This window comes from Pseudomonas sp. FG6 (assembly GCF_057809015.1).
The window spans coordinates 12,926-33,117 of record NZ_JBMDJD010000027.1 but is presented as its reverse complement, the minus strand read 5'-3'; the positions used below and the strand labels follow the sequence as shown (position 1 = coordinate 33,117).

Genomic DNA, 20,192 nt, shown 5'->3' with positions numbered 1-20,192 from the left:
GAAGTGATGCAGCAATCTTCCCTCGGGGCCCAGTCGCTGTCCTTGCCGCCAGTGCCCGATCCCCCGAAAGGCGAACGCCTGAAAAACAAGGTGGTATTGCTCACCGGTGCCGCCCAAGGCATTGGCGAGGCCATCGTCGCCGCTTTCGCCTGCCAGCAGGCGCGGCTGGTGATCAGCGATATCCAGGCCGACAAGGTCGAGAAAGTCGCCGCCCACTGGCGTGAACGAGGCGCCGATGTGCAGGCGCTGAAAGTCGATGTGGCGCAGCAGTCGGACTTGCAGGCCATGGCCCGTCGCGCCGTCGAGTTGCACGGTCGCATCGATGTGTTGGTGAACTGCGCGGGCGTCAATGTCTTCCGTGATCCACTGGAGATGACCGAAGAGGATTGGCGCCGTTGCTTCGCCATCGACCTGGACGGTGCCTGGTACGGCTGCAAGGCGGTACTGCCGCAGATGCTCGAGCAGGGCGTGGGCAACATCATCAACATTGCCTCGACCCATTCATCCCACATCATTCCCGGCTGTTTCCCTTACCCGGTGGCCAAGCATGGCCTGCTCGGGCTGACCCGTGCACTGGGCATCGAGTACGCGCCCAAGGGCATACGCGTCAACGCCATTGCGCCGGGCTATATCGAAACCCAACTGAACATCGACTACTGGAACGGTTTTGCCGATCCACAGGCCGAGCGCCAGCGTGCGCTGGATCTGCATCCGCCACGGCGCATCGGCCAGCCGATCGAAGTGGCCATGACGGCCGTGTTCCTGGCCAGCGATGAAGCGCCTTTCATCAATGCCTCTTGCATCACCCTCGATGGAGGACGCTCGGTCATGTATCACGACTGAATGTTCGCTGACTGCAGTGTGAAACTTTGCCTGCAATTCAATCATCATACGATATGACTATTTAGGCCTATGCTGTGTAGCAACTTGATTTGAACGCTCATCCTGCGCATTTCCATCGGTGGTGGAGCAGGGCCCGGGTCGTTTTGGCTTTCAATAAAAAAAACAAGGAGTCAACTATGAATCATCGTCGTGGGATCCGTTCCCTGTGCCGCGCCGCCCTGGCGGTTACCGCAGTCAGCCTCAGTTTCAGCGTGCTGGCGGCTGAAGAAGTGAAGATCGGTTTTCTGGTCAAGCAGGCCGAGGAACCCTGGTTCCAGACCGAATGGGCGTTCGCCGAGAAAGCGGGCAAGGACAAAGGCTTCAAGGTGATCAAGATCGCCGTGCCCGACGGCGAGAAGACCCTCTCGGCCATCGACAGCCTCGCCGCCAACGGTGCCAAGGGTTTCGTGATCTGCCCGCCGGACGTGTCCCTCGGCCCGGCCATCGTCGCCAAGGCCAAGCTCAATGACATGAAAGTGATCGCCGTCGATGACCGCTTCGTCGGTTCCGATGGCAAGTTCATGGAAGACGTGCCGTACCTGGGCATGGCCGCGTTCGAAGTGGGCCAGAAGCAGGGCGCCGCCATGGCCACGGAAGCGAAAAAGCGTGGCTGGGACTGGAAAGACACCTACGCGGTGATCAACACCTACAACGAATTGGACACCGGCAAGAAGCGCACTGACGGTTCGGTCGATGCCCTCAAGAAAGCCGGTTTCCCGGATGACCATATCCTCTACACCGCGCTCAAGACCCTCGACGTACCCGGCAGCATGGACGCCACCAACTCGGCCCTGGTGAAACTGCCAGGCGCTGCGAAAAACCTGATCATCGGCGGCATGAACGACAACACTGTGCTGGGCGGCGTGCGCGCCACCGAAGCGGCCGGGTTCAAGGCGGCCAACGTGATCGGCATCGGCATCAATGGCACCGACGCCATTGGCGAGCTGAAGAAACCTGACAGCGGCTTCTTCGGTTCGATGCTGCCAAGCCCGCACATCGAAGGCTACAAGACCGCCGAGATGATGTTCGAGTGGGTCACCACCGGCAAGGAACCGCCCAAGTACACCGCCATGGACGAAGTAACGCTGATCACCCGGGAGAACTTCAAGCAAGAGCTGGAAAAGATCGGCCTGTGGAACTGACGGTCGGTTGATTCAAGGGCGGCCCTGGCAACGGGGCCGCTTGATCTCTGTGAGTTCGAGGTGGTTATGCAAGCGCAGACAGCGACACAACAGCACAACATCGGCGGCAGCTTGCGGTTCAACGGGATCGGTAAATCCTTTCCCGGCGTGCAGGCGCTGGCCAATATCAGTTTCGTTGCGCATCCGGGGCAGGTCCATGCCCTGATGGGCGAGAACGGCGCGGGCAAGTCCACGTTGTTGAAGATCCTCGGGGGCGCGTACATCCCGAGCAGCGGTGAGTTGCAGATCGGCGAGCGGACGATGGATTTCAAATCCACCGCCGACAGCATCGCCAGCGGTGTGGCGGTGATTCACCAGGAACTGCACCTGGTGCCGGAAATGACCGTTGCCGAAAACTTGTTCCTCGGCCATTTGCCGGCGCGTTTCGGCCTGGTCAACCGTGGGCTGTTGCGCCAGCAGGCGCTGACGCTGCTCAAAGGCCTGGCTGACGAAATCGATCCATTGGAAAAGGTCGGTCGCCTGTCCCTGGGCCAGCGCCAACTGGTGGAAATCGCCAAGGCCTTGTCCCGTGGCGCCCATGTCATTGCTTTCGACGAACCCACCAGCAGCCTCTCGGCCCGGGAAATCGACCGCTTGATGGCGATCATTAGCCGCCTGCGGGACGAGGGCAAAGTGGTGCTGTATGTCAGCCATCGCATGGAAGAGGTGTTCCGTATCTGCAATGCGGTGACGGTGTTCAAGGACGGTCGCTACATCCGCACGTTTGAAAACATGGGTGAGCTGACCCACGACCAACTGGTCACCTGCATGGTCGGTCGCGACATCGAAGACATCTACGACTACCGTGTCCGCGAGCGTGGCGAAGTGGCGTTGCAGGTCGAACGGCTGCTGGGTCCGGGGCTGCGCGAGCCGGTGAGTTTCCAGGTGCATAAAGGGGAAGTCCTGGGGCTGTTCGGGCTGGTCGGCGCCGGTCGTACCGAGTTACTGCGCCTGCTCAGTGGCCTGGAGCGCCAGACGGACGGGCGCCTGGTGCTGCACGGCGAGGAGCTCAAGCTGCGCTCGCCCCGGGACGCCATCGGCGCCGGCGTGCTGCTCTGCCCGGAAGACCGCAAGAAAGAGGGCATCATTCCGTTGGGCAGCGTAGGCGAGAACATCAATATCAGCGCCCGTACCCGCCATTCCACTCTTGGTTGCCTGTTGCGTGGCGATTGGGAGCGGGGCAACGCCGACAAACAGATCAAGGCGCTGAAGGTGAAGACCCCGACGGCGGGCCAGAAAATCATGTACCTGTCCGGTGGCAATCAGCAGAAGGCGATTCTCGGTCGCTGGCTGTCGATGCCGATGAAAGTCCTGTTGCTGGATGAACCGACCCGCGGCATCGACATCGGTGCCAAGGCCGAGATCTACCAGATCATCCACAACCTGGCGGCCGAGGGCATCGCAGTGATCGTGGTGTCCAGCGACCTGATGGAAGTGATGGGCATTTCCGACCGGATCCTGGTGCTGTGTGAAGGGGCCATGCGTGGCGAGTTGCCGCGTGACCAGGCCAATGAATCCAACCTGCTGCAACTGGCGCTGCCGCGCCAACGCGTTGCCGACGCGGCGAACTGAGAGGTAATCATGACCATTCAAAACAATGCACTGCCAACGGCACGCAAACCCCTGGACCTGCGCCGCTTCCTCGATGACTGGGTCATGCTGCTGGCGGCCATCGGCATCTTCGTGCTCTGCACCCTGATGATCGACAACTTCCTCTCGCCCCTGAACATGCGCGGCCTCGGCCTGGCGATTTCCACCACCGGCATCGCCGCCTGCACCATGTTGTATTGCCTGGCGTCGGGGCACTTCGACTTGTCCGTGGGCTCGGTGATTGCCTGCGCCGGTGTGGTCGCGGCAGTGGTGATGCGCGACACCAACAGCGTGTTCCTCGGCATCAGCGCGGCGCTGGTGATGGGGCTGATCGTCGGCCTGATCAACGGCATCGTCATTGCCAAGCTGCGGGTCAACGCGTTGATCACCACGCTGGCGACGATGCAGATCGTCCGTGGCCTGGCCTACATCTTCGCCAACGGCAAAGCGGTGGGCGTGTCCCAGGAATCGTTCTTCGTGTACGGCAACGGTCAGCTGTTCGGCGTGCCCGTGCCGATCCTGATCACCATTGCCTGCTTCCTGTTTTTCGGCTGGCTGCTGAACTACACCACCTACGGGCGCAACACCATGGCCATCGGTGGTAACCAGGAAGCGGCGCTGTTGGCGGGGGTGAACGTCGATCGCACCAAGATCATCATCTTTGCCGTGCATGGCGTGATCGGCGCCTTGGCTGGGGTGATCCTGGCGTCGCGCATGACCTCGGGCCAACCGATGATCGGCCAGGGTTTCGAACTGACCGTGATCTCGGCTTGCGTGTTGGGCGGGGTGTCGTTGAGCGGCGGTATCGGCATGATCCGCCATGTGATCGCCGGCGTGCTGATTCTGGCGATCATCGAGAACGCGATGAACCTGAAGAACATCGACACCTTCTATCAATACGTCATTCGCGGCTCGATCCTGCTGCTGGCGGTGGTGATTGACCGCTTGAAGCAGCGCTGAACCCGGCAATAACCGAGTCGCCCGCATCGCGAGCAGGCTCGCACACAGGGATCGGCGGTGAACACCACCGATCTTATAGACACCCAAACCTGTGTGGGAGCGGGCTTGCTCGCGATGACATCCTCCCAGGCGTCAACGATTATCCTGCCTTGCGCAGTGCCTCAACCAACGCCTGCTTGCGCATCTTCGAACGCCCGGGAATGTTTTTCGCCCGGGCTTCTTTCATCAGGCTGTCCACGGTCTGGACTTGGTGGGAGGCCTTGCTGGTGCGCGGATGGCCTTCGCGGGTCTTGGCGGCGCGGCGGGCGGATTCCTTGCGGTCGGCTTTCTTGGCCGCCGCCGGTTTGTCCTGGCCCGAACCGCCGGATCGCTCACCGCCACCGGTGTTGCCTCCATTTTTCGAGCCCTTGTCTGATTTTGGGCCGCACAGCCTGGAGGTTGGTGCTGGGGGCGCGACGAATGGCGCGTTGGCGGGAGGGTGGATTGATATGTGACGAGCGCCCCGTAGCGGCTTAGTATGGCGCTTTCAATTGGCTACAAGGCCCGTTCATGTCGATCAAGATCCGTCCTGCGCAACCCAGCGATGCGCCACAAATCCTTGCCTTCATCACCGAACTGGCCGATTACGAAAAGGCCCGCCACGAAGTCATCGCCAGTGTGACCGACATCGAGCGCAGCCTGTTCAGCGAGGGCGCGACCGCCCACGGGCTGATCTGCCTGCGAGACGGCGTGCCGATCGGCTTCGCCGTGTTTTTCTTCAGCTATTCCACCTGGCTGGGCAGCAACTGCCTGTACCTCGAAGACTTGTACATCACGCCGGAACAGCGCGGCGGCGGCGCAGGCAAAACGCTGCTGCGCCATTTGGCGAAAATTGCCTGTGACAACGATTGCGGCCGCTTCGAGTGGAGCGTGCTGGAGTGGAACACCCCGGCCATCGAATTCTACAAGTCCCTCGGCGCGCAACCCCAGGAAGAGTGGGTGCGCTACCGGATGGACGGCAAGGTGCTGCGGGATTTCGCCAGCGGCAACTGAGGGTTCAGGAGTGCGCGTCGGACGCGTACTCGGCAAACCCTGGTCGTTTTTCGAGCCGTTTACAGTAAGCTGCCACCGCTGGGTAGTCCGGACGCTCCATGGGCGCCTGGCGCCAGCGGTGCACCGACAAGCCGATGAGCACATCGGCGAGGGAAAAATCCGCGCCGGCTACGTAGGCGCCGGTGCGATTCAATTGCTGCTCCAGCAATCCCATCTTCTCGTTCCAGCCTTTTACCCCGGCCGCGATGCGCTGCGGATCCTGGAAGTCTGGATTCTTGCGCACCAGGGCATGGAACGCGTAGCCCCATGAGGGGTTGAGCTCGGTTGCCTGCCAGTCCATCCACTGTTCAACCCGCGCCCGTGCGGCAGGCTCGACCGGCAACAGGTCGCTGCGCCCCTGTTTGCCCACCAGATAACGGCAGATGGTGTTCGACTCCCAGAGCACGCCGTTCTCGTCAATGATCACCGGCACCTGGGCGTTGGGATTGAGCGCCAGGAACGCCGGATCATGGGTCGAGTGGAAGCCGATGCCCCAGTCTTCGCGTTCGTAGGCGATTTCCAGTTCCTGGCAGGTCCACAGCACTTTTCTGACATTGATCGAGGAAGTACGACCGAGGATTTTCAGCAATTGTCCCATCACGATTTCCCTGAGTTCTGAGGCATGAGTTCTGAGGCATGAGCTCTGAGGCATGAGCTCTGAGGCATGAGCTCTGAGGCGTTCGGACAGGAAACGTAGCAGGGTCGTAGGGGGGATGGCGATGGACTTTTGGGTTATCTTTTAAATCCCAATATATGGGAGTGATATTTATATATTGAGATTTTGCTACGCCCAGGTTTATAGTCCGCTTCACTCACTGCCCAATAATCAGAACAGGTGAAGCGGATGCAGGCGCAATTGATCGCGCTCGATTGGGGAACCACCTCACTACGGGCTTATAAACTCGCCGCCGGAGGCGAGGTGCTCGAACAGCGCTCGCTGTCGTCGGGGATCATGCAGTTGCCATCGGCACCGCGCACGGTGGCCGGCCAGGTCTGCAGCGACGGTTTCGAATTGGCCTTCGACGAAGCGTGCGGCGACTGGCTCGACGCGCAACCAGGCTTGCCCGTCATCGCCTGCGGCATGGTCGGCAGCGCCCAGGGCTGGCGTGAAGCGCCTTACTGCGACACGCCGGCCAACGTCGCCAATCTCGGACATTCCCTGCAAACCATTCGCAGTCTTCGCGGCGTCGATGTGCACATCGTGCCGGGCGTGATTCAGCGCTCGCGCTTGCCCAACGTCATGCGCGGCGAAGAAACCCAAGTGCTCGGCGCCTTGCCCAGCCTGCCCAACGAAGCGGTGCTGATCGGCCTGCCCGGCAGCCACTCGAAATGGGTGGAAGTGGCCGATGGCTGCATCGTGCATTTCGACACCTTCATGACCGGCGAGATCTTCGCCGTGCTCAGTGACCACAGCATTCTCGGCCGAACCCAGCAGCGCGGGGTGGCGTTCGATGGCCTGGCCTTTGATCGTGGCGTGCTGGTGGCGTTGTCGGCGGACGGCCAGATCGGTCCGTTGTCCACGGTGTTCAGTGCCCGCAGCCTGGGCTTGACCGGCGAACTCGCTGCCAGCGCGCAGGCGGACTACCTCTCCGGCCTGTTGATCGGCCATGAGCTGGCGGCGCTGGCCGCAGTGCAGCGTCATCGCCGCAACAGCGTCCACTTGCCGACGGTGGTGTTGATCGGCAATTCCCAACTCTGTGCCCGTTATCAACGGGCCCTCGACGCCTGCGGTTTCGCCCGGGTGACCTTGGCCGAACAGGCCACCGAACGTGGTTTGTGGCAACTGGCCGTGGCGGCCGGGCTGCTCGATTCCACCGCATCGCGTTAAACGACTGGAGGTCTGACATGCTCACACAAGCCCTGGCGCACAACGGGTTGATCGCGATCCTGCGCGGCCTGCGTCCCGACGAGGCGGCGGCCATCGGCGAAGTCCTGTACAGCGCCGGATTTCGCGTCATCGAAGTACCGCTCAATTCCCCGGAGCCGTACGAAAGCATCCGCATCCTGCGCAGTACGTTGCCGGCCGATTGCCTGATCGGTGCCGGTACCGTGCTGACGCCGGAACAGGTGGAGCAGGTGAAAGCGGCGGGCGGCCAGGTGATCGTCATGCCCCACAGCGACCCGAAGGTGCTGCGGGCGGCGAAGGCGGCGGGCTTGTACCTGTCGCCCGGCGTCGCCACGCCCACCGAGGCCTTTGCCGCGCTGGCCGAGGGCGCCCATGTATTGAAGATGTTTCCTGCCGAGCAAATGGGCCCGGCGGTGGTCAAGGCCTGGCTCGCGGTGTTGCCGGCCGGGACCGTGCTGGTGCCGGTGGGCGGCATCACGCCGGACAACATGGCGGTGTTCGTCGAGGCCGGCGTCAAGGGCTTTGGCCTCGGTTCCGGGTTGTTCAAGCCGGGCCTGACAGCGGATGAAGTGGCGGTGCGCGCCAAGGCCTACGTGGCCGCATGGAATGCCCTGAACTGAAGACTTTTCACTTTTCCTTGCGCCCCGTGCGCTGCATCTGAACAAGAGAGACAACAAGATGAAAATCACCAAGCTGACCACGTTTATCGTTCCGCCGCGCTGGTGCTTCCTCAAGGTCGAGACCGATGAGGGCGTGACCGGTTGGGGCGAACCCGTGGTCGAAGGCCGCGCCCACACCGTGGCGGCGGCTGTCGAGGAATTGTCCGACTACCTGATCGGCAAAGACCCACGCAACATCGAGGACATCTGGACCGTGCTGTATCGCGGCGGCTTCTACCGCGGCGGTGCCGTGCACATGAGCGCCCTGGCCGGTATCGACCAGGCGCTGTGGGACATCAAGGGCAAGGCGTTGGGTGTGTCGGTCAGCGACCTGCTGGGCGGCCAGGTGCGTGACAAGATCCGCGTGTATTCGTGGATCGGTGGCGACCGGCCGGCGGACACTGCCCGCGCGGCGAAAGAAGCGGTAGGGCGGGGCTTCACAGCGGTGAAAATGAACGGCACCGAAGAGTTGCAGTTCCTCGACACCTTCGAAAAAGTCGACCTGGCCCTGGCCAACGTCGCCGCCGTGCGCGATGCCGTCGGGCCGAACGTCGGTATTGGCGTGGACTTCCATGGCCGGGTCCACAAGCCGATGGCCAAGGTGCTGATGAAGGAGCTCGACCCGTACAAGCTGATGTTCATCGAAGAGCCGGTGCTCAGCGAAAACTACGAAGCCCTCAAGGAATTGGCGCCGCTGACCAGCACCCCGATTGCCTTGGGCGAGCGCTTGTTCTCGCGCTGGGACTTCAAGCGCGTGCTCAGCGAAGGTTACGTGGACATCATCCAACCGGATGCGTCCCACGCCGGTGGCATCACCGAAACCCGCAAGATCGCCAACATGGCCGAGGCCTACGACGTGGCGCTGGCGCTGCACTGCCCGCTGGGCCCCATCGCCCTGGCGGCGTGCCTGCAACTGGACGCGGCTTGCTACAACGCGTTTATCCAGGAGCAGAGCCTGGGCATCCACTACAACGAGAGCAACGACCTGCTCGATTACGTCAAGGACCCGCAGGTGTTCGACTACGACCAAGGCTTCGTGAAGATCCCCAATGGCCCGGGCCTGGGCATCGAGATCAACGAGGAATACGTCATCGAACGCGCGGCCATCGGCCACCGCTGGCGCAACCCGATCTGGCGCCATGCCGATGGCAGTTTTGCTGAGTGGTGAGGGTCTAGACATCTACAAAGCCCATGTGGCGAGGGAGCTTGCTCCCGCTCGACTGCGCAGCAGTCGCAGGCTGTTTAAACCCATAGACCGAGGGGCTGCTATGCAGCCCAGCGGGAGCAAGCTCCCTCGCCACGGTGGCTGGTGTAACGGCTCATAAGTTTCGCCCTCAATAACCATAAAAAGAGGCACCTCACATGCAAGCGCACACCCTGAGCGCGCAGGCGTCGCTGGTGACGCCCAGCCGCAAGCGTTTTTTCATCATGGTCCTGCTGTTCATCACCGTGGTGATCAACTATCTGGACCGCAGCAACCTCTCGATCGCCGCCCCCGCGCTGACCAGCGACCTGGGCATCGACCCCATTCACGTCGGGCTGATTTTCTCGGCATTCGGCTGGACCTACGCCGCCATGCAGATCCCCGGTGGCTGGCTGGTGGACCGGGTGCCGCCGCGCATTCTCTACAGCGTTGCACTGCTGTTGTGGTCGGCGGCCACGGTGATGCTCGGTTTCGCCGCCAGTTTCATCGCGCTGTTCGTGCTGCGCATGGCGGTCGGCGCCCTCGAAGCACCGGCCTATCCGATCAACAGCCGCGTGGTCACCACCTGGTTTCCCGAGCGTGAGCGGGCCACGGCCATCGGTTTCTACACCTCGGGGCAGTTCGTCGGGCTGGCCTTCCTGACGCCGGTACTGGCCTGGCTGCAACACGCGTTCGGTTGGCACATGGTGTTTGTCGCCACGGGTGCGGTGGGCATTGTCTGGGCGGCGATCTGGTACGCGGTGTATCGCGAGCCACGGGACTTCAAGGGCGCCAACGCGGCGGAAATCGAACTGATCCGCGAGGGCGGCGGGCTGGTCGATATCCAGGTCGATAGCGCCAAGGCCAAGGCGAAATTCAGCTGGACCGACCTGGGAATCGTCCTGACCCAGCGCAAGTTGTGGGGCATTTACCTGGGGCAGTTCTGCCTCAATTCCACGCTGTGGTTTTTCCTGACGTGGTTCCCGACCTACCTGGTGAAATATCGCGGCATGGACTTCATCAAGTCCGGTCTGCTGGCGTCGGTGCCGTTCCTTGCGGCGTTTGTCGGCGTGCTGTGTTCCGGGTTCTTCTCCGACTGGTTGATCCGCCGCGGTGCCACGGTGGGCTTCGCCCGCAAGCTGCCGATCATCGGTGGGTTGCTGATCTCCACCTCGATCATCGGCGCCAACTTCGTCGAATCGACACCGCTGGTCATCGCGTTCCTGGCCCTGGCGTTCTTCGGCAATGGCCTGGCGTCGATCACCTGGTCGCTGGTCTCCACACTGGCACCGGCACGGCTGCTGGGCTTGACCGGCGGGGTGTTCAATTTCATCGGCAACCTGGCGGCCATCGCCACGCCGATCGTCATTGGCTTCCTCGCCAGCGGCGATTCGTTCGCGCCGGCCATTACCTACATCTCGGTCCTGGCCTTGGCGGGCGCACTGTCCTACATCCTGCTGGTCGGGAAGGTCGAGCGCATCGAGTTGTAGTCCGACGGGACGGGCGACCATAATGCCGCCCGTTCCCAGCTCACTGTTGAAGGCCGGATATGCAGCAAGACGATCCAAAAATCATCAAGGACGCCGCGCCGACAGGCACGCAGACATTGCTGCGCGGGTTGGGCGTGGTCCAGGCGGTCGCCAGCGGCGCCCGTGACTTGAAGGAGATTGCCCGGCTGATCGGCACCACCCGTAGCACCACCCATCGCCTGGCCAGTTGCCTGGTGGACGAACGTTACCTGCGCGTGGTGCCGCAAGTGGGTTACCTGCTGGGGCCCAAGTTGATCGAACTGGGTTTCCAGGCGCGGGAAGACTTGCCGTTGGTGAGCCTCGCCGGGCCCTATCTGGACGAGTTGTCGGCGCTGACCGGCGATACCGTGCACCTGGCGATCCGCGAGGGCGACGAAGTCTTGTATTTGCTGAAGAATCCGGGACGCAACGGCCCGGAAATGCGCTCACGTGTCGGGCACCGCATGCCCTTGGCGCGTACCGGGATCGGCAAGGCGCTGATGCTCGATGACCCTCAGGAACAGTGGAAGCGGCTGTATGAAATCAGCTTGCCTGCCGGTGGGAAGAATCAGTTCTGGCCCCAGCATCAGGAGCAATCCTGGGAACAGTTCCAGCAACGGATGGTGGAATACGTGGCGGGGGGCTATGCCTTCGACCTGGAAGACAACGAACCGTCGATTCGCTGTGTGGCGGCGCCGATCCGTGATGCCGGCAAGCGCATCGTCGCCGGTATCAGCATCGCCAGCACTGTGCCGTACATGCCGCTGGAGAAAATGGCCGAGCTGATCCCCCTGGTCAAAGGGGTCACAGCCCGGTTGTCAGCGGAGCTTGGCGCCAAGGTTTGACGGGTGCCCTGTGTGGCTAATTCGTGCACTCGAATTAACCGTACAGGCCACTGCATCAGGCCTTGAGCGTCGCCATGTCGATGACGAAACGGTATTTCACATCCCCGGCGATCATGCGGCTGTAGGCCTCGTTGATCTGGCGGATGTCGAGCATTTCAATGTCGCAGCTGATGTTGTGTTCGGCGCAGAACTCCAGCACCTCCTGGGTTTCGGCGATACCGCCGATCAGTGAGCCGGCCAGGACGCGGCGACCCATGATCAGTTTGGCCGCGTGAACCGGCGGATCGACGGGTTCGACCAGGCCTACGATGATGTGCACACCGTCGAAATGCAGCGTGTCGAGGTAGGGGTTGAGGTCGTGCTGCACCGGAATGGTGTCCAGCAGGAAGTTGAAACGTCCGGCTGCGGCCGCCATCTGTTCGGCATCGGTGGACACGATCACATGGTCGGCCCCCTGGCGACGAGCCTCTTCAGCCTTGCTCGCCGAGCGGGTGAATACCGTCACCTCTGCGCCCATGGCCTTGGCGAACTTGATGCCCATGTGGCCCAGGCCGCCCATGCCCAGCACGCCCACCTTGTCGCCCGCCTTCACGCCATAGTGCTTGAGCGGCGAGTAGGTGGTGATGCCCGCACAGAGCAGTGGCGCCGCGCTGGCCGGGTCGAGTGCTTCGGGGATGCGAAGCACAAAGTGCTCGCTGACCACGATGCTGTCGGAATACCCGCCCATGGTGTGGCCGCCGCTCACGCGGTCCGGGCTGGCGTAGGTCTGGGTCATGCCTTCGAAACAGTATTGCTCCAAGTCAGCCCGGCAGGCTTCGCAGTCGCGGCAGGAGTCGACCATGCAGCCCACGCCGACCAAGTCGCCTACTTTATAGCGGGTGACATTCGCGCCGACGGCGGTGACTTTTCCGATGATTTCATGGCCGGGCATCAATGGGTAAACGGCGATGCCCCATTCATTGCGGGCCTGGTGGATGTCGGAGTGACAGACGCCGCAGTAGAGAATGTCGATCGCCACATCGTCGGCTTGCGGGCTGCGACGCTCGAACTTCATGGGGGCGAGTGGAGTGGTGGGCGATTGCGCGGCATAACCGATGGCTGTGTACATGATGGACCTCGCTAAGCGTTGAACGGTGAGGGGTTCCATTCTGGGAGCCCTGGCGGCGGGCGGCGATGGTGATTCCTCCGCCTGTCATGCCTAATCCTCCGGTCTTGGCCAGGACTTGATCCTATGTGACGCCAGACCTGCGATGATGGTTTCATCCCTTTTTCCGTGAAGTTTTCGCCCATGTTGTTAACCCGCCATCTCGATGCCAACGCCACCCTGGTTTCATTGATAGAACCCCTGGCGACCCGCGACGGTTTCGTCCCTACGCAACTGCCCGGTGTGCAGGCGCTGCGGGCCAGCCAGGATGTCGCCCGTGGCCCGCAGCTCTACGAGCCGAGCCTGGTGATCATCGCCCAGGGCAGCAAACTGGCGTACCTGGGGCCTCGCACCCTGGAATATGGCGCCGGGCATTATCTGATCCAGGCCTTGCCGGTGCCGTTCGAATGCGAGACCTACGCCATGCCCAATGCTCCGTTGCTTGGGGTTTCCGTGGCGATCGATCGGGCGATGCTGGGGGAACTGGTGCTGGCCATGGGGCTGATGCCAGGTCGGAATCTGCCGCCCCAGACGCCGGAATCGATGACCTGTGCCGTGCTCGACGACGCCATGCGTGGGGCGGTCGAGCGTTTGTTACGCTGCCTGCACGATCCACTGGAATGTCAGGTCATGGGTCAGGTGCGGCTACGGGAATTGCTGTTCGTCGCATTGCGCGGGCCCCAGGCGGATGTGTTGCGGGCGCTGGTGGAGCAGCAAGGCCAGTTCGCCCGGATTGCCGCGGCCCTGAGTCATTTGCATGCGCACTTCACCGAGCCGCTGAACGTCGAGACCCTGGCCAGTTGCGCGAACATGAGCGCTTCGACCTTCCATGAGCATTTCAAGCGCAGCACATTGCTCTCGCCGGTGCAGTACCTCAAGCGCTTGCGCCTGCTCAAGGCCCAGCGGCTGTTGCTCACCGAGGGCATGGGCGTGGCCCAGGTGGCGCATCGGGTGGGGTATCAGAGTTCGTCGCAGTTCAGCCGGGAGTACAAGCGTTATTTCGAGCGCAACCCCGGGGAAGAGCGCGCGGCTTGAGCCACTGCATATCCCCCTGCTGTGGGAGCGGTGTGGTCGCTGGGATGGCAGGCAACAAAAAGGCCCCCATTGCGGGAGCCTCGATGTCTGGCGAATCGGCTTACATGTTCGGGTAAGTCGGCCCGCCGGCGCCTTCCGGCGTCACCCAGGTGATGTTTTGCGCAGGGTCCTTGATGTCGCAGGTCTTGCAGTGCACACAGTTCTGGGCGTTGATCTGGAAACGCTTCTCGCCGTCTTCCTTGGTCACCACCTCATACACGCCGGCCGGGCAGTAGCGCTGGGCGGGTTCGTCGTACAGCGGCAGGTTCTTGCTGAGCGGGATGCTTGGATCGGTCAGCTTCAGGTGGCAAGGTTGTTCTTCTTCATGGTTGGTACCGGAGATGAACACCGAGCTGAGTTTGTCGAAGCTGATCTTGCCGTCCGGTTTCGGGTAGTCGATTTTCTTGCAATCGGCTGCCAGCTTCAGGCAGGCGTAGTCGGGCTTGTTGTCGTGCAGGGTGAACGGCAGCTTGCCGCCGAAGATATTCTGGTCGAACCAGTTGAAACCGCCACCGACGATCGCGCCGTACTTGTGGATCGCTGCACCGAAGTTGCGGCTGGCGAACAGCTCTTCGTACAGCCAGCTGTTCTTGAAACTGTCGACGTAGGCGGTGAGTTCATCACCCCCTTCGGACTCGGCGAACAGGCGATCAGCCACGGCTTCGGCGGCGAGCATGCCGGACTTCATGGCGGTGTGGCTGCCCTTGATCTTGGCGAAGTTCAAGGTACCCAGGTCGCAACCGATCAGCGCGCCGCCCTTGAAGACCATCTTCGGCAACGAATTCAGGCCGCCCTTGCAGATGGCACGAGCGCCATAGCTGATGCGCTTGCCACCTTCCAGATACTGCTTGAGCACCGGGTGATGCTTGAGGCGCTGGAATTCGTCGAACGGCGACAGGAAGGTGTTGCTGTAGGACAGGTCGACGATCAGGCCGACCACCACCTGGTTGTTCTCCAGGTGATAAAGGAACGAGCCGCCGGTGTTCTCGGTGCCCATGATGTCCAGCGGCCAGCCGGCGGTATGCACCACCAGGCCGGGCTGATGCTTGGCCGGGTCGATCTCCCAGATTTCCTTCAGGCCGATGCCGTAGTGCTGGGCGTCGGCGTCGCTGTCCAGGTTGAAGCGCTTGATCAATTGCTTGCCGATGTGGCCACGGCAGCCTTCGGCGAACAGCGTGTACTTGCCACGCAATTCCATGCCCGGGGTGTACAGGCCTTCCTTCGGGTTGCCTTCGCGATCGACGCCCAGGTCGCCGGTGATGATCCCGCGTACCACGCCATTTTCGTCGAACAGCGCTTGCTGGGCGGCGAAGCCTGGGTAGATCTCCACGCCCAGGTTCTCGGCCTGCTGGGCCAGCCAGCGGCACAGGTTGCCCAGGGAAATAATATAGTTGCCTTCGTTGTGCATGGTCTTGGGCACAAAGAAGTCGGGGATTTTGCTCGCGGCCTCGGCGTTTCTCAGGACATAAATGTCATCACGCACGACCGGCGTGTTCAACGGTGCGCCGAGTGCTTTCCAGTCCGGGAACAGTTCGTTCAGGGCACGCGGTTCGAACACCGCGCCGGAGAGAATGTGTGCACCGACTTCCGAGCCTTTTTCAACCACGCAGACGCTGATTTCCTTACCGGCTTCGGCGGCCTTCTGTTTCAGGCGGCAGGCGGCAGACAGGCCAGCGGGGCCGGCACCGACGATGACCACGTCGAATTCCATGTATTCGCGTTCCACAGGGCTATCTCCTACTCAAGGCTCACGGTTCTTCTAATTGGAGGTTGGCGTTGCATCCGTTGTTTCCTTCGCGAAAAGCACCGAAAGCGACAATGGATGACCCGCGTTCTCTCTTGGCGGCGCATTATATCTACACCACTCTCAGGGTCCAATACAAACGTTTGTTTGAAATTGCCGCAGCCCAGATAAATCACTGACGTACGGCTTATGACTGGCCATTTTGCCGTATTGACCGGAATAGGTGTTCCGGTCAAGATACGGGCGGTTTTGCGCTCGCCGTAGGCTGGCTGTTGGCTTCAGGAGCACCTCTAAAGGCAGGGCGAAGGCAGCACGAAGTGATCTGTTGCGCGGTTCGAAAGCGCAGTTTACACGCCGCGATAATGAATGACTCATCGGTCACCCGTGACAAATGGTCTTCACTCCCGTGAGCAGGGTCATGTGTGGTTCATGCCGGCGTTTTTGGAGGTGCCCTTGCACCCACGAGCATCAACCGCCAGGTTCGCCTAGGCGACTTTCTTTTCACCGGAGAGTAACGAGGAATCCATGAAGGTTCTTGTAGCTGTCAAACGAGTGGTCGACTATAACGTCAAGGTTCGCGTCAAGGCGGACAACTCCGGCGTCGACCTCGCCAACGTCAAGATGTCGATGAACCCTTTCTGCGAAATCGCCGTAGAAGAAGCCGTACGCCTGAAGGAAAAAGGCGTGGCGACTGAGATCGTCGTCGTCTCCATCGGCCCGACCACCGCCCAGGAGCAGCTGCGCACCGCGCTGGCACTGGGTGCCGATCGTGCCATCCTCGTCGAATCCGCCGAAGACCTGACCTCCCTGGCCGTGGCCAAGCTGCTCAAGGCCGTTGTCGACAAGGAACAGCCGCAACTGGTGATCCTGGGCAAGCAGGCCATCGACAGCGACAACAACCAGACCGGCCAGATGCTCGCGGCATTGAGCGGCTACGGCCAGGGCACGTTCGCGTCCAAGGTCGAAGTCAGCGGTGACCGCGTTGCCGTGACCCGTGAGATCGACGGCGGCGCGCAGACCGTTTCGCTGAAACTGCCGGCCATCGTCACCACCGACCTGCGTTTGAACGAGCCGCGCTACGCGTCCCTGCCAAACATCATGAAAGCCAAGAAGAAGCCGCTTGAAGTGCTGACTCCTGACGCTCTGGGCGTTTCCACCGCCTCCACCAACAAGACCCTCAAAGTCGAAGCGCCGGCTGCACGCAGCGCGGGCATCAAGGTCAAGTCGGTGGCTGAACTGGTCGAGAAACTGAAAAACGAAGCGAAGGTGATCTGATCATGACTATCCTCGTAATCGCCGAACACGATAACAAAGCGCTGGCCCCGGCCACGCTGAACACCGTTGCTGCCGCTGCCAAGATCGGTGGCGATATCCACGTACTGGTGGCCGGGCAGGGCGCTGGCGCCGTGGCTGAAGCTGCCGCGAAAATCGCTGGCGTGAGCAAAGTCCTGAACGCCGACAACGCCGCCTATGCGCACCAGTTGCCGGAAAACATCGCTCCGCTCGTGATCGAGCTGGGCAAGGGCTACAGCCACATCCTGGCTGCCGCTACCTCCAACGGCAAGAACATCCTGCCGCGCGTGGCTGCTGCACTGGATGTCGACCAGATCTCCGAGATCATCTCGGTAGTGAGCGCCGACACCTTCACCCGTCCGATCTACGCCGGTAACGCCATTGCCACCGTGCAATCGAGCGCTGCGGTCAAGGTCATCACCGTGCGTGCCACCGGTTTCGACCCGGTTGCCGCCGAAGGTGGCTCGGCTGCCGTCGAAGCCGTGGGCGCTGCCCATGACGCCGGCATCTCCAGCTTCGTCAACGAAGAACTGGCCAAGTCCGACCGTCCCGAGCTGACCGCTGCCAAGATCGTCGTTTCCGGCGGCCGCGGCATGCAGAACGGCGACAACTTCAAGCACCTGTACGCCCTGGCCGACAAGCTGGGTGCTGCCGTCGGCGCTTCCCGCGCGGCGGTCGACGCAGGTTTCGTACCCAACGACATGCAGGTCGGCCAGACCGGCAAGATCGTTGCGCCACAGCTGTACATCGCCGTCGGTATCTCCGGCGCGATCCAGCACCTGGCCGGCATGAAAGACTCCAAGGTGATCGTGGCGATCAACAAGGACGAAGAAGCGCCGATCTTCCAGGTGGCCGACTATGGCCTGGTAGCGGACCTGTTCGAAGCCGTTCCTGAGCTGGAGAAGCTGGTCTAATCCGGCGTCTTCACTTATAACGTCTTCATTTATAAAGAGCCCGGCCCTTTGGTCGGGCTTTTTATTTGGGCGTAAATCGTTTTGTTTTCAGGGGAGCGTATTGCCATGGATCTGCGCCGTTTGGCAGGTGGGTCGTTGTTGTGGGCGTTGGTTGTCATGCCTGGCCTGTGCGCTGCCGCCGGCAAGTGCGATCGACTGATCGCCACCGGCAGCCCGGATGCGCCGCCCTACCTTTGGCAAGACCCGCAGGACCCCAAGCACCTGATCGGCGCCAGTGCCGACCTGCTGACCCAAGTGGCGGGGGAGCTGGGGATCAAGATCGAACTGCTCTACGCCGGCAAGCGTGCCCAGGCGCTGGATGAAGTACGCAGCGGGCGCATGGACCTGCTCGCCGACGTGCCCTTGACCACGGCCGAGCTCGAAACCCTGGACTACGTTCATCCACCGTTGTTGGAAAACGACTACCTGGTCTGGACCCGCAAGGATTCGACCCTGATCTTCAACCAGCCCGCCGACCTTCACGGTCATCGCGGTGCCTTGTCGGAAAAGTCTCGTATGACCCAGGGATACGGCATTTTTGCCGAGCAGCAATTGTCCCTGACCCGCACGCCAAACCTGACCCAGGCCTTTCAGAAATTGCTGCTGGGAGAGGTGGAATATGTACTGGCGGCGCGCTATTCGGGCCTGGCCATGGCACAGACACTGGGCATGGCGAACGATCTGCAGGCCGCACCGCAACCGGTGGATAAACCGGGACTGTTTGTGGCGGTTTCCCACAACTCTGCCTGCAATGACCCATGGTTGCGCGGACAGCTGGCGCAAAAGATGACAGAATTGGCCGCGTCCGGCCTGACAGAGGCTGTGTTGCAGCGCAATCTAGAGCGTTGGAACACACAGTTGCAGCCACCTGTCGGTGCCCCAAAACAGTAGGGAACATTAGTGACTATTCGACCTCTTTTCGCTGCCCTGGCCGTTCTGGCTCTGGCGGGCTGCGCAGCCGATCCGGCGCCGAATGAACAGATCCGCCTGACCGAACAGGCGCTTGAGCAAGCCCGTGCAGTAGGCGCCACCACCGACGAAGTGCCGGAGTTGAAACTGGCTGAAGAAAAATTCGCCCGGGCCAAATCCAACATGGCCGACGAATCGTACAAGAAGGCCCGCATGCGTTCCGAGCAGGCTGAACTGGACGCACGCCTGGCCGAGGCGAAGGTGCTGACCCTCAAGAGCCAGGAGCAATTGAACGTGCTCGACACTCGCATCAAGCGTTTGCGCAAGCAATTGAGGGAGGACGCCCAATGAAGCACTCCCACGTATTCGGCGGCTTGCTGCTGGCGGGTCTGGCCAGTTTGTATGGTTGCGCCGGCCAGCGCAGCGAAGCGGCGCTCGACCAGGCCAGCACCGATTTCCAGAAGGTCAAGGAAGACGCCAACGTGCTGCGGGCCGCGCCCAAGGACGTCATCCGCGCCGGTGAATCCCTGGCCCGTGCCGATCGCCTGTCCAGCTACTGGGGCAGCAGCGAGGACGTGCAACATTACGCCTACCTGAGCCAGCGCTACAGTGCGATCGCCCGCGAGCACAGCAACAAGTTGCTCAACGAAGAGCGCGCGGCGAAGCTCGAACTGGAGCTCCAGCGCCTGCAGTTGGCCCTGCGCGAATCCAAGTTGTTGAGCGTTCAGCAACAGGGCAAATGGCTTGAAGAACAGATCATGGCGATGGCGACCACCGAGACCGATCGCGGCCTGGTGATGACCCTCGGCGACGTGCTGTTCGACACCGGTGAAGCCGAGCTGAAGAACTCGGCCAACCGCGTCGTGCTCAAGATCGTCCAGTTCCTGCAGCTCAACCCCAAGCGGGTGGTGCGTATCGAGGGCTATACCGACAGCACCGGTGGCAAGCAGGAGAATCTCAAGTTGTCGCGCGATCGCGCCCAGGCGGTAGCCGATGTGCTGGTGGACCTGGGGATCGATGAAAAGCGCATCCAGGTCGAAGGCTACGGTGACGAGTACCCGGTGGACGTCAACGCTTCGGAGCGGGGCAGGGCTCAGAACCGTCGCGTCGAGATCGTGTTCTCCGACGAAAAAGGCCAGCTCGGCGCCGCCCGCTGAGGGCAGCGTCACTGGAAAACCCGGCCCCTTATAGAAGGCGCCGGGTTTTTTTTAGCCTGCGATATACGCAATGGGTACAGTTGGGGCTGTCACCCCACTGTACTGTCGAGTAATCTGGCAACTGTCCCAGTACACTTCTAAACTGTTCCGGTATCGTTTCCCACAAGAATAAAATGCCCGTGAAATCGAGTGC

The 20,192-nt window shown here is 61.7% G+C and carries 19 protein-coding genes and 1 pseudogene; 16 read left to right on the top strand and 4 right to left on the bottom strand.

Annotation, left to right across the window (positions count from 1 at the left end):
* Window positions 1–6 precede the first annotated feature (6 nt).
* From ACODSJ_RS17810 to araH, 4 genes are all read left to right on the top strand, one after another.
* A complete protein-coding gene (locus ACODSJ_RS17810) occupies window positions 7–843 on the top strand; it encodes an SDR family oxidoreductase (protein WP_489102981.1) in 837 nt (278 codons plus the stop codon).
* A 176-nt stretch (window positions 844–1,019) separates the two neighbouring features.
* On the top strand, window positions 1,020–2,024 hold the full coding sequence (locus ACODSJ_RS17805; protein WP_489102980.1) for a substrate-binding domain-containing protein: 1,005 nt from the start codon (window positions 1,020–1,022) through the stop codon (window positions 2,022–2,024).
* A 66-nt stretch (window positions 2,025–2,090) separates the two neighbouring features.
* Window positions 2,091–3,635, top strand: coding sequence for an L-arabinose ABC transporter ATP-binding protein AraG (araG, locus tag ACODSJ_RS17800; RefSeq protein ID WP_489102979.1), 1,545 nt, complete (start codon window positions 2,091–2,093; stop codon window positions 3,633–3,635).
* Between the two features lie 9 nt (window positions 3,636–3,644).
* Window positions 3,645–4,613, top strand: coding sequence for an L-arabinose ABC transporter permease AraH (gene araH, locus ACODSJ_RS17795; protein WP_260960841.1), 969 nt, complete (start codon window positions 3,645–3,647; stop codon window positions 4,611–4,613).
* Between the two features lie 139 nt (window positions 4,614–4,752).
* Here araH and ACODSJ_RS17790 read toward each other — a convergent pair.
* Window positions 4,753–4,998, bottom strand: a pseudogene (locus ACODSJ_RS17790) (Rho termination factor N-terminal domain-containing protein); the annotation flags it as partial.
* Window positions 4,999–5,162: 164 nt separating this feature from the next.
* Here ACODSJ_RS17790 and ACODSJ_RS17785 point away from each other — a divergent pair.
* Entirely contained in the window at window positions 5,163–5,645 is a 483-nt protein-coding gene (locus ACODSJ_RS17785; protein WP_489102978.1) for a GNAT family N-acetyltransferase, read from the top strand.
* Between the two features lie 4 nt (window positions 5,646–5,649).
* Here ACODSJ_RS17785 and ACODSJ_RS17780 read toward each other — a convergent pair whose 3' ends face one another.
* Complete coding sequence (locus tag ACODSJ_RS17780; RefSeq protein ID WP_489102977.1) at window positions 5,650–6,282, bottom strand: glutathione S-transferase family protein; 633 nt, start codon at window positions 6,280–6,282, stop codon at window positions 5,650–5,652.
* Between the two features lie 246 nt (window positions 6,283–6,528).
* Here ACODSJ_RS17780 and ACODSJ_RS17775 point away from each other — a divergent pair, with 246 nt between their 5' ends.
* The 5 genes from ACODSJ_RS17775 (at window position 6,529) to ACODSJ_RS17755 (ending at window position 11,725) form a co-directional block, all read left to right on the top strand.
* The gene (locus tag ACODSJ_RS17775; protein ID WP_489102976.1) at window positions 6,529–7,512 is read left to right on the top strand and encodes a 2-dehydro-3-deoxygalactonokinase; all 984 of its coding nucleotides are present in this window, start codon (window positions 6,529–6,531) and stop codon (window positions 7,510–7,512) included.
* Window positions 7,513–7,529: 17 nt separating this feature from the next.
* The gene (locus ACODSJ_RS17770) at window positions 7,530–8,150 is read left to right on the top strand and encodes a 2-dehydro-3-deoxy-6-phosphogalactonate aldolase (protein WP_256232868.1); all 621 of its coding nucleotides are present in this window, start codon (window positions 7,530–7,532) and stop codon (window positions 8,148–8,150) included.
* A 58-nt stretch (window positions 8,151–8,208) separates the two neighbouring features.
* On the top strand, window positions 8,209–9,357 hold the full coding sequence (gene dgoD / locus ACODSJ_RS17765) for a galactonate dehydratase (protein WP_489102975.1): 1,149 nt from the start codon (window positions 8,209–8,211) through the stop codon (window positions 9,355–9,357).
* A 194-nt stretch (window positions 9,358–9,551) separates the two neighbouring features.
* Window positions 9,552–10,862 carry an MFS transporter gene (locus ACODSJ_RS17760; RefSeq protein WP_489102974.1) on the top strand — a complete coding sequence of 437 codons (1,311 nt, stop codon included), beginning with the start codon at window positions 9,552–9,554 and terminating at the stop codon, window positions 10,860–10,862.
* A 59-nt stretch (window positions 10,863–10,921) separates the two neighbouring features.
* Window positions 10,922–11,725 carry an IclR family transcriptional regulator gene (locus tag ACODSJ_RS17755; RefSeq protein WP_489102973.1) on the top strand — a complete coding sequence of 268 codons (804 nt, stop codon included), beginning with the start codon at window positions 10,922–10,924 and terminating at the stop codon, window positions 11,723–11,725.
* Between the two features lie 55 nt (window positions 11,726–11,780).
* On the opposite strand, the gene ACODSJ_RS17750 is transcribed toward ACODSJ_RS17755, so the two are convergent.
* Window positions 11,781–12,833 carry an NAD(P)-dependent alcohol dehydrogenase gene (locus ACODSJ_RS17750; protein WP_489102972.1) on the bottom strand — a complete coding sequence of 351 codons (1,053 nt, stop codon included), beginning with the start codon at window positions 12,831–12,833 and terminating at the stop codon, window positions 11,781–11,783.
* Window positions 12,834–13,013: 180 nt separating this feature from the next.
* Between ACODSJ_RS17750 and ACODSJ_RS17745 the strand changes: the two genes are divergently transcribed.
* Window positions 13,014–13,904, top strand: coding sequence for an AraC family transcriptional regulator (locus ACODSJ_RS17745; protein WP_489102971.1), 891 nt, complete (start codon window positions 13,014–13,016; stop codon window positions 13,902–13,904).
* A gap of 100 nt (window positions 13,905–14,004) precedes the next feature.
* Here ACODSJ_RS17745 and ACODSJ_RS17740 read toward each other — a convergent pair whose 3' ends face one another.
* Complete coding sequence (locus ACODSJ_RS17740) at window positions 14,005–15,669, bottom strand: electron transfer flavoprotein-ubiquinone oxidoreductase (RefSeq protein WP_489102970.1); 1,665 nt, start codon at window positions 15,667–15,669, stop codon at window positions 14,005–14,007.
* Window positions 15,670–16,212: 543 nt separating this feature from the next.
* Here ACODSJ_RS17740 and ACODSJ_RS17735 point away from each other — a divergent pair.
* The 5 genes from ACODSJ_RS17735 to ACODSJ_RS17715 all read left to right on the top strand — a co-directional run bounded on the left by ACODSJ_RS17735 (window position 16,213) and on the right by ACODSJ_RS17715 (window position 19,999).
* On the top strand, window positions 16,213–16,962 hold the full coding sequence (locus ACODSJ_RS17735; RefSeq protein ID WP_489102969.1) for an electron transfer flavoprotein subunit beta/FixA family protein: 750 nt from the start codon (window positions 16,213–16,215) through the stop codon (window positions 16,960–16,962).
* Between the two features lie 2 nt (window positions 16,963–16,964).
* Window positions 16,965–17,894 (top strand): electron transfer flavoprotein subunit alpha/FixB family protein, encoded by a 930-nt coding sequence (locus ACODSJ_RS17730; RefSeq protein WP_489102968.1) that lies wholly within the window; start codon window positions 16,965–16,967, stop codon window positions 17,892–17,894.
* Window positions 17,895–17,999: 105 nt separating this feature from the next.
* A complete protein-coding gene (locus tag ACODSJ_RS17725; protein ID WP_489102967.1) occupies window positions 18,000–18,824 on the top strand; it encodes a substrate-binding periplasmic protein in 825 nt (274 codons plus the stop codon).
* 9 nt (window positions 18,825–18,833) lie between these two features.
* Window positions 18,834–19,193 carry a DUF4398 domain-containing protein gene (locus ACODSJ_RS17720; RefSeq protein WP_489102966.1) on the top strand — a complete coding sequence of 120 codons (360 nt, stop codon included), beginning with the start codon at window positions 18,834–18,836 and terminating at the stop codon, window positions 19,191–19,193.
* Window positions 19,190–19,999 carry an OmpA family protein gene (locus ACODSJ_RS17715; protein ID WP_489102965.1) on the top strand — a complete coding sequence of 270 codons (810 nt, stop codon included), beginning with the start codon at window positions 19,190–19,192 and terminating at the stop codon, window positions 19,997–19,999. Before ACODSJ_RS17720 ends, ACODSJ_RS17715 begins: the two co-directional genes overlap by 4 nt.
* The last annotated feature ends 193 nt before the right edge of the window (window positions 20,000–20,192 follow it).

What these genes read in the sequence shown, in the direction of transcription:
- ACODSJ_RS17810 (WP_489102981.1), top strand. Translation starts at nt 7, where the DNA reads ATGCAGCAATCTTCCCTCGGGGCCCAGTCGCTGTCCTTGCCGCCAGTG.
- ACODSJ_RS17805 (WP_489102980.1), top strand. Translation starts at nt 1,020, where the DNA reads ATGAATCATCGTCGTGGGATCCGTTCCCTGTGCCGCGCCGCCCTGGCG.
- araG (WP_489102979.1), top strand. Translation starts at nt 2,091, where the DNA reads ATGCAAGCGCAGACAGCGACACAACAGCACAACATCGGCGGCAGCTTG.
- araH (WP_260960841.1), top strand. Translation starts at nt 3,645, where the DNA reads ATGACCATTCAAAACAATGCACTGCCAACGGCACGCAAACCCCTGGAC.
- ACODSJ_RS17785 (WP_489102978.1), top strand. Translation starts at nt 5,163, where the DNA reads ATGTCGATCAAGATCCGTCCTGCGCAACCCAGCGATGCGCCACAAATC.
- ACODSJ_RS17780 (WP_489102977.1), bottom strand. Translation starts at nt 6,282, where the DNA reads ATGGGACAATTGCTGAAAATCCTCGGTCGTACTTCCTCGATCAATGTC.
- ACODSJ_RS17775 (WP_489102976.1), top strand. Translation starts at nt 6,529, where the DNA reads ATGCAGGCGCAATTGATCGCGCTCGATTGGGGAACCACCTCACTACGG.
- ACODSJ_RS17770 (WP_256232868.1), top strand. Translation starts at nt 7,530, where the DNA reads ATGCTCACACAAGCCCTGGCGCACAACGGGTTGATCGCGATCCTGCGC.
- dgoD (WP_489102975.1), top strand. Translation starts at nt 8,209, where the DNA reads ATGAAAATCACCAAGCTGACCACGTTTATCGTTCCGCCGCGCTGGTGC.
- ACODSJ_RS17760 (WP_489102974.1), top strand. Translation starts at nt 9,552, where the DNA reads ATGCAAGCGCACACCCTGAGCGCGCAGGCGTCGCTGGTGACGCCCAGC.
- ACODSJ_RS17755 (WP_489102973.1), top strand. Translation starts at nt 10,922, where the DNA reads ATGCAGCAAGACGATCCAAAAATCATCAAGGACGCCGCGCCGACAGGC.
- ACODSJ_RS17750 (WP_489102972.1), bottom strand. Translation starts at nt 12,833, where the DNA reads ATGTACACAGCCATCGGTTATGCCGCGCAATCGCCCACCACTCCACTC.
- ACODSJ_RS17745 (WP_489102971.1), top strand. Translation starts at nt 13,014, where the DNA reads ATGTTGTTAACCCGCCATCTCGATGCCAACGCCACCCTGGTTTCATTG.
- ACODSJ_RS17735 (WP_489102969.1), top strand. Translation starts at nt 16,213, where the DNA reads ATGAAGGTTCTTGTAGCTGTCAAACGAGTGGTCGACTATAACGTCAAG.
- ACODSJ_RS17730 (WP_489102968.1), top strand. Translation starts at nt 16,965, where the DNA reads ATGACTATCCTCGTAATCGCCGAACACGATAACAAAGCGCTGGCCCCG.
- ACODSJ_RS17725 (WP_489102967.1), top strand. Translation starts at nt 18,000, where the DNA reads ATGGATCTGCGCCGTTTGGCAGGTGGGTCGTTGTTGTGGGCGTTGGTT.
- ACODSJ_RS17715 (WP_489102965.1), top strand. Translation starts at nt 19,190, where the DNA reads ATGAAGCACTCCCACGTATTCGGCGGCTTGCTGCTGGCGGGTCTGGCC.